We start from the raw sequence: 15,067 nt of genomic DNA, 5'->3' as shown, positions 1-15,067 counted from the left end.
AGCGATCCTCAGGTCAGATCGCGCAGAGCGGCGTCGAGGGTGGGATAACGGAATGTGTAACCGGCCTCGGTCAAACGCTGGGGCACCACGCGCTGACCGTCGAAGAACAACTGCGCCATCTCCCCCGCCAATGCACGCACTGGCGCGGCGGGAATGTGGAACCACACCGGGCGTTTAAGGACCTTGCCGACGTTCTCGGCGAACGCTGCCTGACTGATCGTTTCCGGGGCGACCATGTTGTAGGTGCCGCGCAGGTTTTCATCGTGAAAGGATCGAGCGATCACCTGAAGCACATCGTCGCGGTGTACCCAGCTCATGATCTGCCGTCCATCACCCATGCGCCCGCCGAAACCCAGGCGGAACGGCAGCAGCAACGGCGTCAACGCACCGCCGGGGCCGAACACCACGCCGAGGCGCAGCACCACCTGACGCACGCCAAACTCGGTGGCCGGTTGCGCGGCGGCTTCCCAACGCGCGCAGAGTTCGGCCATGAAGCCGCCGCCCTTGCTGGCGTGTTCGTCGAGGCTTTCGCTGGCATCGCGCACGCCGTAGAAGCCGATGGCTGAGGCTTGAATCCATAGGGCTGGTTTGTGCCTGGCGTTTTTCAACCAGGTCATCAGCGCTTCGGTGGTGTTGACCCGACTGGCGATCAGTTGCGCCTGGCGCTTGGGGCTCCAGCGCGGCCCGGCGACAGGCGCACCCGCGAGGTTGATCACCACGTCGAAGGCTTCATCGTGGCTGAGTTCGCTCAGTGACTGCACGCTGCGAACGCGCCCGTCGAACAGATTGGCTGCTTTCAATGGATCACGTGCCAGCACACTCACGGTGTGGCCGGCGTCGAGTAATTGGTTGATCACGGCCTCGCCGATAAACCCGGTGCCGCCGGTGATCAGCACTCGTTTGTAAGCGCTGCTGGAAAAGGGGTTGGACGTGCTCTGAGTCTTTACTCGAGGGGATTTTCGACGGTCATGGCGATACAGACAGACCAGCGGCGGCAACAGCAGCAACAGCGCAAAACCGTCGAGCCACAGGTGCGACCAGACCTGTTGTTGCGCTGACAGCCACATATCCTGCGGCGCCCATAACAGGATGCCGGCGATCAACCAGCCCCACACCATCGGCGCTTTCGAGCGATTGCCGATGTGCACCAGCGCGAGCATGTACAGCGAATAACTTTGCAGCGTCGCGCCGAAGAGTGCGAGCCACCAGACCTGTTGTTCGTGACCGGCGGCGGGTACTGCGTCGGCGCCCCAGAATGCCAGTTCGAGAACTTGCAGATAGCCGTCGAGTAAACCGGAATGCCCGGCCCAGGTCAGGGTGAGACCGGCGAGAATGTGCACGATCGCGGCGGCGTACAGCCAGAGTACTAACGCTGGGCGAAGCGAGGTCGAGGGGGCTGGCATTCCGTGTCCTGAGCGCATTCTTTTGGGGTGGGGAGTTTAAAGGGGGACGGGTGAAACTTGGTACACAATCCGCCCCCTTTAACTTGCCTATTTCAATGCTTTGATGGAGGGATCTAGATAGCTCGAGTCAATTTCAATCCCAGCCTTTTCCGCCTTGTCTTCTCGGGACTGCCGAATAGCTGCGTATTCTTTCAACTTGGCTGGCAGTAGCTCTTTCCAGCGTTTTTTATCTTCAGTCTCGGGGAAAGCAGCACTCCAGTATTCACGCTCGGTGGTGAAGCTCAAATTCACCAAATAGGTTCCGCGCTCATCGGGAGCATCATCAGAATCTCGCCGCCATGCCTTCAACGTTAGATGATTGCCATCCTTGTAAAAATGCCAATTGTAAAACTTCCCAACCTTTAACCACCGTTCAAGATCCAATTCATGGTTCGGATCCAGCCACGGATGACTTAATACGTAATCACCCATGACTTCATCAGCGGAATCAATCTTGTCAGTCTGACTACCCGAAACCCTGGGATCAGAAGGTGCGTAATAGTGCACCCAGCCTGCGCTTTTTATATCTTTTATCAAACTGTAAAGAAAAGCCCGATACTCATCATGTTTGCTGCCATCCGGAAGGCTGCGAACTGACAAATCGAGATTCTCAATAGTCGAACCTACGTCACCATCCACTGCAGTGCTGACACTGGCGACTTGATTCAGTCGCAGAGCCTTGTTCACCTCAACCGACGGCAGGTCATCATCACCGAAAGACTTCTTAACTTTATACCAGCACATATTCACATCAGAGACGCACTCTTTTGAGAAAGGCACTGAAGAGTTGGAGAGTAGATCACTGATTTCTTCGCCAATTTCAACATTGATCAGCGGATTTTTATTCGCCATGGAACCAGCTCCTACACTGTTTGAATCGCCGCACGCAGCAAGCAATAAAAAAAACAATAATCCGTAAAATTTCATTTCCGGTTTTTCCAGGTAGAAATCATCCCTATTTGCTGCTCCATATAATCTTTCTTTTGCCCCATCATTTTATGGTACTGCTCTGCAATTTCTTGAATAAACACCATTCGATCAGACTCGCCAAACAAGTCGCCTTTGGTCATCTGAACTCTCAGCTCCTTATTGTTTACATCGCAGGCTGAACTGAAAGAGGCCACCCGCAAAGGTACAAACGGGGCACCTTCGGCAGTAGCTTGTGCCTGCAGAACCTTCTGAAAAAGAAAGCCGTTATAGATAAGCGGTTGAAGAATTCTTCTTTGCTCATGGTCAGCAATTGCCAAAAGCGATTGCTGCTGAAGATTTCGTTTCGCAACCGGATCAGATGTCGTCTCGGATTTCTTTATGAGGTTGAACCCGGCGGTAATATCAGGAGTCAGTCCCAGATTTTTCAGAACGGGGAGTGCTTTATCTGCCCAAGGCAAATCATCGATGTTCATCTGGACTTGCGCATCGCAGCTCTTCGCATTTCGCTTCGGAGCACAGTCATTAAATTGCTCCGGATACTTTTTATAGAACCAATGCCAGACAAAAATATCCTGAAACAGCCAAAAATTACCCATACCGAGACCGTTTTTGCCAATTCTATAGGGAATCTGAAACGGCAACGGCACTATCCCTGTCAGGTACGGTTCCGAAGGAATGTAATCGAGCCCGCACATGACCTGCTTACTCGCAAAAGCCGCTAACCCCATCCAGTAAAAGCGACCCTTTAAGTCAGGTTTGCCATCCTCACCACGCTCTAGATAGAACTCGGCATACGCTGCAGCAATGCGTGCAGCTCGTGCGCTGAAGTCACTCACCAGCACCATTTTGCTCGACGAAGAAAACCAACTCGTTTCCGTCACGCTCAGCCGACTGATCGCCTCTTGTTGGCCCATCGTCCACAGCTTGTCGCATTTGAGCGTGATTTCTTGGACGGAGCAGCTTTGGTTATTGGTTTTGAATGTAGCAACGGGTGCACTCATTTTTTTCTACTCGTTTCGTAATCGTCGGAGCCTTCCGGCACGATGAGTTCGTCCCACATGAGATGAACTTCAGCGGTTTCCTCGCTATCGCTCACAACACGAGGGTGCACACCATCTGTGTTGCTTGTGGAAATTTTCGGTGCTACCGACGAAGGGAGAACAATGGCGGCCTTCACCGATTTAATCGGTTGCCCCAATCCGGTCACAAAACGGATTTGCTCGTCGTACTTCGGACTATTGGCAGCGGCGGATTTGAGCGTATTCCCCGCCCGAGCCTGGTCCGCAACGCGCGGCAAGCCAGGAACCAGAATCCCGATGCCAGTGCCCGACCCAGCCGACCCACCGGCATTGATTTTGATCACCGGCCCAACCACGGTCACGCCGCCAGCATCGAGCTTGATAAAGCTCCCACCCCCAAGAATGGTCAGCTCCGTCCCCGCCTCAATAACAATCTTGTCCCCAGCCTTGAGGTGAATCTCTTTCCCCACACTGGTGAGCTGCGCCGTGCCCAGCTTCACATGCTGGTTCTGCCCCACCGTCAGGTGATCATCCAGCTTCGCTTCGATCTTGCGGTCGCTGATGGTGGTGCGGTGCTCTTCGGCCTTCAGCTCGGTATAGGTGTTCTTCTCGACGGTATCGTGACGCTCATTACCGACCCGAATCTTCTGGTCGTGCTCGATGTTTTCATCCCAATCACGCTGCGCATGAATGTAGATCTGCTCCGCGCCTTTCTTATCTTCGATGCGCAGTTCGTTATACCCACCACCACCCGGCGAGCTAAGCGTTTTGAACACGCTGCGCGTCTTGTTCGCCGGCAGTGCATACGGCACCGGGTTTTCCTTGTGATACAGGCAGCCGGTCACCAGTGGTTGATCGGGGTCGCCTTCTAGGAAGGTGACGAGGACTTCCATGCCGATGCGCGGGATGGAGATGGCGCCGTAGCGGTCGCCGGCCCAGGAGCTGGAAACGCGCATCCAGCAGCTGGTTTTGTCGTCGGCCTGGCCTTCGCGGTCCCAGTGGAATTGCACTTTGATGCGGCCGTACTGGTCGCAGTGGATTTCTTCGCCTTTGGGGCCGGTGACGTGGGCGGTCTGGCTGCCGAGGACGCGGGGTTTCGGGTGCTCCAGCGCCGGGCGGTAGAACACGTCCCACGGGGTGGCAAGGAAGGTGTTGCGGTAGCCCTGGTGGAAGTCGTCCTTGTTGTCGGTGGTGTCGCTGGTCACGCCTTCTTCGAGCACTTGCGGCTGTTTGCCTTCGTGGACGATTTCGGTGAGCAGCCACAGGTCGTTCCACTCGCTGCGCGGGTGGTCGGACAGTTCCATGAAGTGGCCGCTGACCAGTTTGGTCTGGTCGCCGCGACCTTCGGCCTGGCGGTAGTCGGCGCGGTGCCGTTCGAGGGCGCGTTGGCTGAGGAACTTGCCGCGCGCACGCTCGATGAAGCGGCCGGGGTAGTCGTAGTCTTCCAGGTCCGGCTCAGTGCTTTCACCCTCCGGTTTGTACGCCGCTTCCATTTGCAGGCGCGGCTTTTCGAAATCGTAATCGCGGCGGGTGACGCGGCTGGTGCGGGTTTCCAGACGCAGCTTGAAGCCTTTGATCACCGGTTCGTCGGCGACCATGCCGCTGCCTTGCACGTACGCAGTCGGCTGGCCGAGTTTCTGGAACACGGTCTGGTCGTCGCCGAACACCAGCAGGTGACCTTTGTCGCTGTGCTGGAAATGGTAGTGAATGCCTTCCTCTTCGCACAGGCGCTGGACGAAGTGCAGGTCGGTTTCGTCGTACTGCACGCAGTAGTCGCGATCCGGGCACGGCTGGCTCAGCTGGAAGCTGTAGGCGTTGCCCTTGATGCCGTGCTCTTCGAGGATCAGCGCGATGATGTTCGGCGCCGACATCTGCTGGTAGATGCGCTGGTTGGTGCGGTGATGCAGGTATTGCAGTTGCGGCACCAGCGAGACTTTGTAGCGGGTCAGGCGTTTGCCGGCATCGCCTTGGGCGACGCGGTAGATCTGGCCGTGGATGCCTGAGCCTTGCGGGTCGAACGCCAGGAATGCCTGCTTGTGCAGGAGCTTTTCCAGGTCCAGATCGGGGTTTTCGCTGACCAGTTCGAGGTCGAAGCGATACGGCTGGCTGATGCCTTCGGTGCCGGTGAACGACAGCACTTGCAGGTCGCCGACATAGTCTTCAACCGTCAGGCTGAAATGGGTCTCGTTAGCTGAGTTGAACATAAAGTGCTCCCTGTTCGAATGTCATCCGTTATGCCCGAAACCGCAGACGTTGCAGCCAGGATGAAGTGGCGCCCAAGGCGTCACGCAATTGTTGGGCAGTGATGGTGCGCTCTGCCGGGTCGAAGCTCAGCGCGGTTCGCAGCGCCGGCCAGCCGTGTTTCGGTAAGTTCGCCGGGGCTTGCAACTCAAGCTCCAGATGCTCGTCGCGGGCCTGGGTCGAGGGCAAGCGGCGGAACGGGTGTTTGCCGCTCGCCAGCTCAAAGATCACGCAGGCCACGCCGTACACGTCCGCGCTGGCCGACAACGGTTGGCCCTCCAGCAGTTCGGGGGCGGCGTAGCCCGGGGTCCAGGCGTTGAAGCGCTCGCGGCTCAGGTGCGGCAGGCCGGGCAAGGTGCCCTCTTCTGCCTGGCCCAAACCGAAGTCGAAGAGGCGCAAACCGTCTTCGCTGAGCATGACGTTGCTCGGTTTCATGTCACCGTGCAGCACGCCGCAACCGTGGGCATAAGCCAGCGTGTCGAGCAGCGGCAGGACGATGTCGCGCAGTTCTTTCCACGGCAGGCCGAGGGGCCGCTCGCAGAGCAATTTGTCCAGGGTCAGGCCACGCATGTATTCCATGGTGATGAAGGCCCGCTGGCAGTCGGTGTCGACTTCAAAGGTGTGCGCACGCACGACGTTGTCGTGGCGCAGGCGTCGGGTCAGCGCGAACTCGCTGTAGAGCAAGGCACTGGCGTCCGGCGATTCGGCAAATTCTTCGCTGAGGATTTTCAGCGCGATGTAAGGGTCGGGATCACCGAACTGTTCATGCAGCAGATCCCTTGCCCGGTAGACGGCGCCCATACCGCCCGCCCCGAGCAGACGCTCGAGGCGATAACGGCCCGCCAATACGTCAGGCAGTGCACCAATGCTGGCCTTGGTAGGCGCCAGCAAAGGCTCTGCATTATTGGGCTTGGCGAAGGCGAAGTAGGTCAGGTTGTTGGCCTGTTCTTCACTCATCAGCAAGTCATCGATGGGCGATTCGATTTCACTCATTGGCGGATTACCACGGCAGTCAGGTTGTCGCGAGCGGAGCCCCGCAGGGCGCCGTCGAACAAACGTTCCAGCGCCACATGCGGCGCGCTGAGGCTGAGGGCGGTGCCGAGGGCATCGCTGCTCAGGCCCTGATACAAACCATCGCTGCAGAGCAAAAACGCATCGCCCGGATACACCTCGAGTTCCAGCACATCCAGGGTCAGTGTGTCGGCCGCGCCGACGGCTCGGGTCAATGCCTGAGCCGCCGGGTGCGCCGCCGCCTGTTCGACGCTCATTTGCTGCTCGTCGATCAGTTGCTGTTGCAGCGAGTGGTCTTTGGACAGCTGATACAGACGCTGCCCGCGCCACATGTAACAACGGCTGTCGCCGGCCCAGATGCAGGCCGCGCGATTGCCTTCCACCAGCAGCGCCACCACGGTGCTGCCCATGATGCTGTCGTGACGGCCGGCAGTGACGGTCAACTCCTGCCCCAAACGCCGGTTCAACCAGTGCAGGCACTGGCGGATGGCTTTGAGGCGTTCGTCGAAGTCGTCGTGTTGCGGCAGTTCAGCCAGGCTGGCGACGATCAACTGGCTGGCGATGTCGCCACCCTGATGACCGCCCATGCCGTCCGCGACCACCCACAGCCCCTGCTGCGGAAGGTCGAGGAAGGCATCTTCGTTGCGCGCCCGCACCTTGCCCGGGTCGGTACGCGCCGCGCTGCGCCAGGGACTGGCCACCAGCATCAGAGCTGCACCGGCATACGGAAGGTGCGCAACACGCCGAGGTCGAACGGGTTCGGCGAGCGCTGGCTGGTGAGCAGGTAGTTGGCGCGCAGGCCACCTACGTCAGCTTTCAGCACCAGCACGTCGCGACCACTCAGGTACTCGGTCTGCATCAGGTCGAACAGACGGAACAGCGACCATGGGCCGGAGTTCTTCTCGATGCCGATCGGACGCCCGGCCATTTTGTCCATCACCAGGCTGGTGCGGCCGTCTTCAGCATCGGTCGGCCATTTGAACGACATTGGCAGGATCGGGCCGTGACGGTATTCCATGGTCTTGTCGCCGAATTTGAACTCGGAACGGCTGACCGCCGGATCGAGGGTGTACGGCTCCAGTTTGAACTGCACGGTCGGTTCGGCCGGGTTGATCGAGAAGAAGCTCTGACGGATCGTCAGCGCTGCGGCCATCTGATCGAGGTAGACCTTGGACACCGGCAGGCTGTGGCCGTCGACGCTGCGCATCCGGTAGTTGCCCGGATCACCGCTGACGAACGGACGCATGTAGCTGTCGAAGAAGCGGTCGACGGTGCCCTGAGCCCGGAAGAACTCGCGGAAGTCGCTGATCGCCACGTCGCTGGTGCTGCTGGCGCTGAACGGATAACGCTTGCTGATGGTTTTGCCATACACGCTGTACAGCTCGTTCTGATAACGGCCGTTCAGGTATTGGTAAGCATCATTGAGCACCAGGCGCCACGAGTCTTCGGCCAGCACGTTGAACCACACGCTGAGCGGACGCGGCAGACGACCCGAGGCCGCACGCAGGTTGGTCAGCGCATCACGCTGGCCGCTCATGCGGGTTTTGGCCATCTCGAACGCGGCTTGTTCCGGCGTACTGGAACGGGCCAGACCGGACAGTTGCAGTTGCAGGTCGTTGAGCGCGCTGAGGGCTGGAGTCAGGTCAGCGGCCGGACCGTTGTTGTCATCGAGCAAACGATGCAGCGGTTCAAAGCGACGTTGCAGGGATTTCTTGGCGGTGTCCGGCAGGTTTTTCGCGACGCTCAAGGCCGAAGCCTTGTCCGCTGCGGCGGCTGCCAGTTTACCGACTTTACCCAGTTTGCCTTTCTGCCCGGCCAGCGCATCGGCGGCTTCGCCCGCTTCTTCGACCGGGTCTGCGGCGGCCTCGAAGCGCGTGTTTTCGCGCACTTCCGTCAGCAATGCGAGCACCGGCGAGTTGGCCGAAGTCAGGCCCGCCAGTTGCTCGGCGCCTTCACCGGCGTCGCTGATCGGTGGCAACGCCACTTGGCCAACGGCCTCGCTCCAGTAGTTGGCATAGTCGCGGAAGTACAGTTGCTCCAGCTCGACCATCAGGCGACGCAAGTCCATGTCGCTGATGCCCGCGCCTTCACCCAGTACCCAGTTGTCACGCAGGATGTCGGTGACCAGCGCCGAGCCCTGCACCGAGAAGTACTGCTGATAACCCTGTTGGGTGTAGAAACCCGGGATCACGTATTCGGTGCCGATAAACAACGAACCCTGTGGGCCGAGGTGTTGGCTGAAGCGGTATTCCGGCAGGTTGCGCGCCTGCTCACGAAGCATGCGATAGACCACAGTAGCGAGCGATTCGCTGCGCAGAACCTGACGCGCCTGCGTCACCAACTGATCGTTCAGTGGGTAGATGAAAGGCTGCTTCAGCAGGCGTTCGAGGTGAACGTTCAGGCCGTTCTGCACCGCCGTGTTGCCGGTGTAGCGTTGCGACCAGTCACTCGCGATCCAATCCTTGAGCCAGGCGGCATCGCGGCGATCCTTCATGTTCAGCATCAGGTACGCGCGGAGGCTGTTGAGCAGCTTTTCGCGGTCCTTCATGTTGGTGCGGATCTGCCCTTCAAGCATCGTGGCAACCCGTGGCAGCAGTTGCGCCTCGAGCTCACGCTCGTACGCCGCTTTGACCGACGGATTGATGTCTTCGCCCTGATACAGACCACCGCGCTCGTGGTACGACACGTCGCCCTTCTTCGGGAACACCTGAGTGGCGGCGTAGCTGGTGTCGAGGGTTTTCAGCACGCCCATCGCGTCATCACGCGGGGTCAGCGCCGAGCGCTGCTGAGTCCAGTTTTGCGCCAGCGTGCGCAGGTTTTCCAGACGCTCGTAGTTGGCCGAGAATCCGCCCGCCCAGAGCATGCCGAACAGTGCCAGCGCCGCCAGTGCGCCGACATACAGCGCACGTTGGCCCCAGTGGATGCGGCTGCGTTCGCGTTTGTCCAGGCCAGCCAGATCGGCCTCCGGGAAAATCACCTGGCTAAGCAGGTGGTGGATAAAGCGCGAACGACCGCTGCGCAGCGTCGGCAGCACACCGGCATTCATGCCGAGGCTGGCGCCGATGCCCGCGGTGGTCGAATCCATTTCCTGGGTCAGGTGCGGTGCGCTGGTCAGGTAGAAACCACGCAGTTGCGTTGCACGCTGATAGCGGTTGCCGGTGAACGCCATGTCGACGAACAGGCACAAACGCTCGCCGATCTGCCCCAGTTGATGCGGGAAATCGAGGATGCGACCACGGCGCTGGGTATCGCGCTCGGAGTGCATGCGCATGATCACCTGGCTGTTGAGGCGACGCAGCAGTTCTTCGAACTCGTTGCGCAGCACAGCCACGTCGGTGCCGACCTGTTCCTTGCGGAAACTGGTGCCCAGCACCTGATCGCTTTCTTCGCGGGTCAGTTGATCGAAGAACTCGTCGAAGCCGAGCAGCTTGTCAGCCTTGCTCAGCACCAGATACACCGGCACGTCGACGTGCAGCTTCTGATGAATGTCCTGCAGACGACCGCGCACCTGGCGCGCCAGGGTGTCGATGTCCTGCTCGCTGCCACCGGTGAGGGTTTCCACCGGGATGGTCACCAGCACGCCGTTCAACGGACGGCCGCGACGACGCTTGCGCAGCAACTCGAGCAAGGTGCGCCAGGCACTGCCGTCGACTTCTGCGTCCGGTTGGGTGGTGTAGCGCCCGGCGGTGTCGATCAGCACACCGTGATCGGCGAAGTACCAATCGCAATGACGGGTGCCGAGGGTGTCGCGGGTCAGCTTGCGGTCGATCTTGTTGATCGGGAATTCCAGACCGGAAAAGTCCAGCAGGCTGGTTTTGCCAGAGGCTTGCGGACCAATCAGCAAGTACCACGGCAAGTCACTGCGCCAGCGCTCGCTGCGACCACGATACAGGCTCGACGTCTTCAGGGTTTTCAGCGCGTCTTTGAAGCGTGCCTTCAACTCTTTCTGCTCGTCGTCGATCTGCTCTTCACGGCGGATACGATCCTGGCCGTCTTCGCTTTCTTCGACGGCTTTCTTGCGGATACCGGCGCGCCAGCTGACGAAGACCATGGTCAGGCCCCAGATCAGGAACAAGACGCTGATGGTCAGCAGACGCGAGGTCGCGCTTTCCCAGAACTTGTAATCATCAACCGCCAACAACGGGCCGACGAACCACACCAGCAGTGCCACGAACAGCACCAGCAGCAGGGTCCAGACCCAGGTCTGGCGCAGGAAGGCGCCGACTTTCTTGAAAAACTTTTTCATCACACGTCCCTGTTTACGGCTGCGACTGCGGTTGAACCGCGGCTGGATCAAGCGGCTGATATGGTTGCAGAACGGTTTCACGCTGCTCGCCCAAGACCCAGGCGAAGCCCGAATACATCACCACCAGACAGACGACAGTGAACAACACCACCATCCACGCCGGCACGATGCGCACCAGACTGCGGCGCTGATCGTTGAGGCCTTCCCAGTGCGGTGACAACTCACGCGGCACGTCGCCACGCAACTGACGGATCTGGCGGTACAAGGCGTCGCGGATGCCTTCAAGCTCGAGCATGCCACGCGCCTGCACGCGGTACTTGCCCTCGAAACCGAGGGACAGGCACAGGTACATCAGCTCGAGCATCGGCAGGTGCTTGACCGGGTTTTTTGACAGCCGATCGAGCAGCTGGAAGAACTTCTCGCCACCGAAGGTTTCGTTGTGGAAGCTGCTGAGCAGACTCATCTGCGACCATTCGCTTTCGTTGCCCCACGGCGTGGTCACGACGGCTTCGTCGACCACGGTGCAGAGCACGTAACGCGCGGCCATCACCTGGCTGCTTTCGGCGCCGTTGTGCAAGGCGCGCACTTCAAACAGCTTGAGCCCGGCGGTCAGGCGCTCATTGAGCGCGTAGAGGTCTTCGCGGGTTTCGCTGTGCTTGAGGCGTACCACTTCCGAGAGCAGTTCGGAGGACGCGGCCACCAGCGAATTGAGGCTGATATTGAACGCCTCCGCCGGGCGCAGGCGCGCGGCGTAGATCATGCGTTCTTCCAGTTGCTCGAAACGCGGCGGCGCAGCGAAGTCGGTCAGCGGACTCGATGCCGGTCCGTGGCCCTGACGATCGAGCAGGACGGTTTTGTCGTCCTGGTTGTAATCCGTTTCCTTGATCATGTCGGTCAGTTCCTGATGGCCCAGAATTTCAGTTCAAGCTCGGCAAATTCGCCGGACACGTGGAACGCGAAGCCGCCGGAGCGCTCGAGTTGTGCCAGGTCTTCGGAACTGAGTTCGAGGATGAAATAGGTTTTGTTGGAGTGGAACGCGATCTGCCGCGGGGCGACCGGCAACGGTTTGACCTTGATCCCCGGCAAGTGCAGGTTGACCAGTTGGCGGATGCGCTCCACCGGGCCGACCTTGAGGTGCGCCGGCAAGCGATGGCGCAGTTCTTCGGAGTCGCAGTTGGCACTGGCTGCCAGCACGAACGAAGCCGAGCCGAGCAGTTTGTGGTCGTGCAACGGCGACACGATGATCCCGTACTGACGCGCCTGCAGGATCAGTTCGATGGCGTGCTGTTCGAGCACCATCGACAGCACCTGACGGATCGCTTCCATCAGTTTACGAAAGCTCCCACCCTGGTCGGCGTGGGAGTAGCGGCTGTCCAGACGCGGGCGTTTGCTCTCGCCGGAGAAGGTCGCCAGATCGCCGAGCATGGTCAGCAGCGTGCGATACAACTCTTCCGGGTGCACCTGCTCCAGGCCCAGATAGTGGCGCAGCAGCAGTTCGGTGCGGTTGATCAGTTGCAGCATCATGAAGTCACCGACCTCGGCGCCGCCGACCTTGCCGTTGGAGCGAATGCGCTCGGCAATGGTGTCGCCCCGGTGGTTGAGCATGCTGATGACTTCTTTCAGACACGACAGCAGATAGCTGGACGCGTGAGCCTGAATGTAAGTCGGCACGAAATCCGGATCGAGGCTGATCACGCCGTCGGGCGTGGTGTCGAGCACGTCGCAGATCTTCAGCTTCACGTAGGCCTGATCGCTCTGCTGCTCGCCGAGCAACAGTTTGAAGTCCGGGCGACCACAGCTGACCTGGCTGGCGGAATCGTCGCCGGCGTTGGAGTCGGCCACTTCGGCGTCATACGCGGTGTAACGCGCCAGCACGTCGGATTGCTCCGGACGGCGCGACTCGATGTGGTTACCCGTGACCAGCGGCAGCGCCAGATAAATCGGCGTGTTGCCGGTGTTCGGTGGTACGTCGAGCGCCAGCGGTTCGGTGTTGCCACCGAGTTCGAACAGGCTGCCGTCCGGCAGAATCCCCGAGGCTTCACTGATCACCAGTTTGCCCATGTTGAGGAACTGCAAGTCGATCTCCAGATTGAGGAACCCCCAGGTGTAACCACCGAGCAACTGGGTACGGGTTTTCATCTGGTGTTCGTAATAGCGATCGTTGTGCTGGAAGTGCTGCGGACGCAGCAGCATGCCTTCCTGCCAAATGACTTTATGGGTATTCATGATCAGTCATCCGCCTTGGCGAGCACTTGATTTGTGTTGCGGATGCCGGTCTGGTCCAGAGTCAGATCGACTTCGGTGACTTCCAGCGGAGTGATCTGCACCGTGTAGCGCCACTGGCTTTCCGGCAAGTCGCGGTAAGCGGCGAGAACGCCAACATAAAGGCTGCCCTCTTCCACCTTGAGCTTCATTTCCACGGTTTCACCCGGGCGCAGTTCAAGTTCTTCGCTGGCCACCAGATCCGGGTTGAGGGATTCCTTGGCGCGCTCGTAAAGGCTGAAGAAATCAGCGTTCTCGAATGTCACCGGGTGCTTGAGTTCGAACAGGCGCACCACAATCGGCGACGGGCGACCGTTGAGGTCCGGGTTGAGCTGATCGCTGCCGGTCAGCTTCAGGTTGATCTTGGTCACTTTCGAGTACGGCGACAGCGACGAGCAACCGGCGAGCAGCACCAGCACGGTGAGCGCAGTCAGCGTCTTGAAAAAAGCGGTCGAACGGCGAGACATGCGCATCATCCTTGGTGGTCGGTGTGGAGGGTGGAGATCAGGCGAATCTGTTCTTCGTAAGCCTGGGCGAAGTCGCGGGCCAGCAGACGCTCGCTCCAGTCATCGTCCTGACGCAGCGCCTGGTGATAACGACCAAACGCTCTCCAGCGCCCGCCGGACGTCGCGATCAGTGGCTTGCTGTCGCGCTCGAAACGCAAGGTCAGTTGCTCGGGCGAGAAGTGCTCCAGCGTGCCGCGCACGGCGGCGCGGCTGGCGGTCAGCAGTGCCACTTGATGCGCCTGCAAATCGCGGAACGCGCGGGAGATGGCTTGCTCGGCCGGCAGATGCCCGGGCTTGCTTGGCTGCAACAGAATCTCCAGCGCTTCGCTCGGATCGACGGCGAATTTCAGCGGGTTCTTGTTGGTGCCTTGCACGGTGGTCTGGGCCAGACGCAGTTCGTTTTTCAGCTCCGAGCGGGTACGCAGGCTCTGCTGCAAACCGCCGATGCTCTGACGCAGCAAACGCGCGGCGTTCAGCGCCAGGGCTTCGCGTTCGTCGTGGCTGAGGCCTTTGACATCGACACCCAGCGCAGCACCGAAGTGCTCCCAGAAACCTTCGCTCTGACGCTCGACGGCTTTCGGTGCCGGAGCGGGTTCAGGTTCTGCGGGCGCGGCGATCAGCTCCGGCACCATCAGGCTTTCCATGTCGATGCGCGCGTAGTCGGCACGCTGACGGGAGTCTTCAGGCTTGGTGTTCGGCGCCAGCAGTTCGTCGATTTCCGAGTACACACGCTCTTGCTGTTCGAGGGCGTTGAGCGGGTCGAGATCGAGAAACGCGTCGTCCGGAATGATGCTGCCGGCCGCACGCGGACGGCCGACTTCGCCGTCGAAGGTCGCCGGGTCACGCACAAGACGCGCGCGAATTTCGAAGTCGCCGAGCACGTAAGTGCTGCCGTGCTCGATGCGCATCGGTTCGCCCTTGTGCAGGCGTGCGCCGCTTGTGCCGTCCTGAACACCGTTGCTGCTGGTGTCGGTCAGGAAAAACGTGCCTTCGCGGTAGCTGACAATCGCGTGGTGATTGGACAGATGACGCTTGCGGTCAGGGATGATCCAGTCGCAGTCCTCGCCCCGTCCGATCACGCCGCCGGCCTGTTTGAAGGTCTTCTGGCACAACTCGGTGGGCACGAACTGCTTGGTGTTCAGCATTTCGAAAACCAGTTCCATGTTTGATGCTCCTTGCGGTCACTTGCCGCGATTGACCGCTTGCGGATCACCCAACGGGCGATAGTCGTTGTCGTTGAATTTGTAATTGCCGCTACAGCCGCCAAGGCCACATAGAACGACGAGGGTCAGCAGGACAGCGTGCCAGTGACGAACAGACATCAGAGGGTCTCCAGGGGTAGACAAAGCACAAAGCGCCGAACCTTGCGGGCGGCGCTGAAACAGGTTTTTCGAGGAGAAAACGATGATC

General features: G+C 59.8%; 12 protein-coding genes. All 12 read right to left on the bottom strand.

All coding sequences use genetic code 11. The features are described from left to right. Window positions 1-8: 8 nt before the first annotated feature. Entirely contained in the window at window positions 9-1,403 is a 1,395-nt protein-coding gene (locus AB4P91_RS06310; RefSeq protein WP_395604501.1) for a TIGR01777 family oxidoreductase, read from the bottom strand. Window positions 1,404-1,490: 87 nt separating this feature from the next. After that, window positions 1,491-2,369, bottom strand: coding sequence for a hypothetical protein (locus tag AB4P91_RS06305; protein ID WP_150593435.1), 879 nt, complete (start codon window positions 2,367-2,369; stop codon window positions 1,491-1,493). Further along, entirely contained in the window at window positions 2,366-3,373 is a 1,008-nt protein-coding gene (locus tag AB4P91_RS06300; RefSeq protein WP_150593434.1) for a DUF2515 family protein, read from the bottom strand. Before AB4P91_RS06300 ends, AB4P91_RS06305 begins: the two co-directional genes overlap by 4 nt. Beyond that, a complete protein-coding gene (gene tssI, locus AB4P91_RS06295; RefSeq protein WP_395604500.1) occupies window positions 3,370-5,595 on the bottom strand; it encodes a type VI secretion system tip protein TssI/VgrG in 2,226 nt (741 codons plus the stop codon). Before tssI ends, AB4P91_RS06300 begins: the two co-directional genes overlap by 4 nt. Before the next feature lie 28 nt (window positions 5,596-5,623). Next, entirely contained in the window at window positions 5,624-6,625 is a 1,002-nt protein-coding gene (locus AB4P91_RS06290) for a serine/threonine-protein kinase (RefSeq protein ID WP_395604499.1), read from the bottom strand. Continuing rightward, window positions 6,622-7,350, bottom strand: coding sequence for a PP2C family serine/threonine-protein phosphatase (locus AB4P91_RS06285; RefSeq protein ID WP_042561783.1), 729 nt, complete (start codon window positions 7,348-7,350; stop codon window positions 6,622-6,624). The genes AB4P91_RS06290 and AB4P91_RS06285 overlap by 4 nt, the downstream gene beginning before the upstream one ends. Then, window positions 7,350-10,889 (bottom strand): type VI secretion system membrane subunit TssM, encoded by a 3,540-nt coding sequence (gene tssM, locus AB4P91_RS06280; protein WP_395604498.1) that lies wholly within the window; start codon window positions 10,887-10,889, stop codon window positions 7,350-7,352. Before tssM ends, AB4P91_RS06285 begins: the two co-directional genes overlap by 1 nt. A 13-nt stretch (window positions 10,890-10,902) precedes the next feature. Beyond that, window positions 10,903-11,778, bottom strand: coding sequence for a type IVB secretion system protein IcmH/DotU (gene icmH / locus AB4P91_RS06275; RefSeq protein ID WP_150688305.1), 876 nt, complete (start codon window positions 11,776-11,778; stop codon window positions 10,903-10,905). 5 nt (window positions 11,779-11,783) lie between these two features. Then, window positions 11,784-13,115, bottom strand: a complete 1,332-nt coding sequence (gene tssK / locus AB4P91_RS06270; RefSeq protein WP_150593429.1) for a type VI secretion system baseplate subunit TssK — start codon at window positions 13,113-13,115, stop codon at window positions 11,784-11,786. 2 nt (window positions 13,116-13,117) lie between these two features. After that, window positions 13,118-13,618 (bottom strand): type VI secretion system lipoprotein TssJ, encoded by a 501-nt coding sequence (gene tssJ, locus AB4P91_RS06265; RefSeq protein ID WP_042561786.1) that lies wholly within the window; start codon window positions 13,616-13,618, stop codon window positions 13,118-13,120. A 5-nt stretch (window positions 13,619-13,623) separates the two neighbouring features. Then, a complete protein-coding gene (gene tagH, locus AB4P91_RS06260; protein WP_395604497.1) occupies window positions 13,624-14,820 on the bottom strand; it encodes a type VI secretion system-associated FHA domain protein TagH in 1,197 nt (398 codons plus the stop codon). A gap of 18 nt (window positions 14,821-14,838) precedes the next feature. Then, window positions 14,839-14,979, bottom strand: coding sequence for a hypothetical protein (locus AB4P91_RS06255; RefSeq protein ID WP_003229566.1), 141 nt, complete (start codon window positions 14,977-14,979; stop codon window positions 14,839-14,841). Window positions 14,980-15,067 lie beyond the last annotated feature (88 nt).

The sequence above is a fragment of the Pseudomonas sp. B21128 genome, from assembly GCF_044218865.1.
GTDB lineage: Bacteria > Pseudomonadota > Gammaproteobacteria > Pseudomonadales > Pseudomonadaceae > Aquipseudomonas > Aquipseudomonas iridis.
Note: the sequence above shows the minus strand (reverse complement) of the source record. Positions and strands in the feature narration are given on the sequence as shown.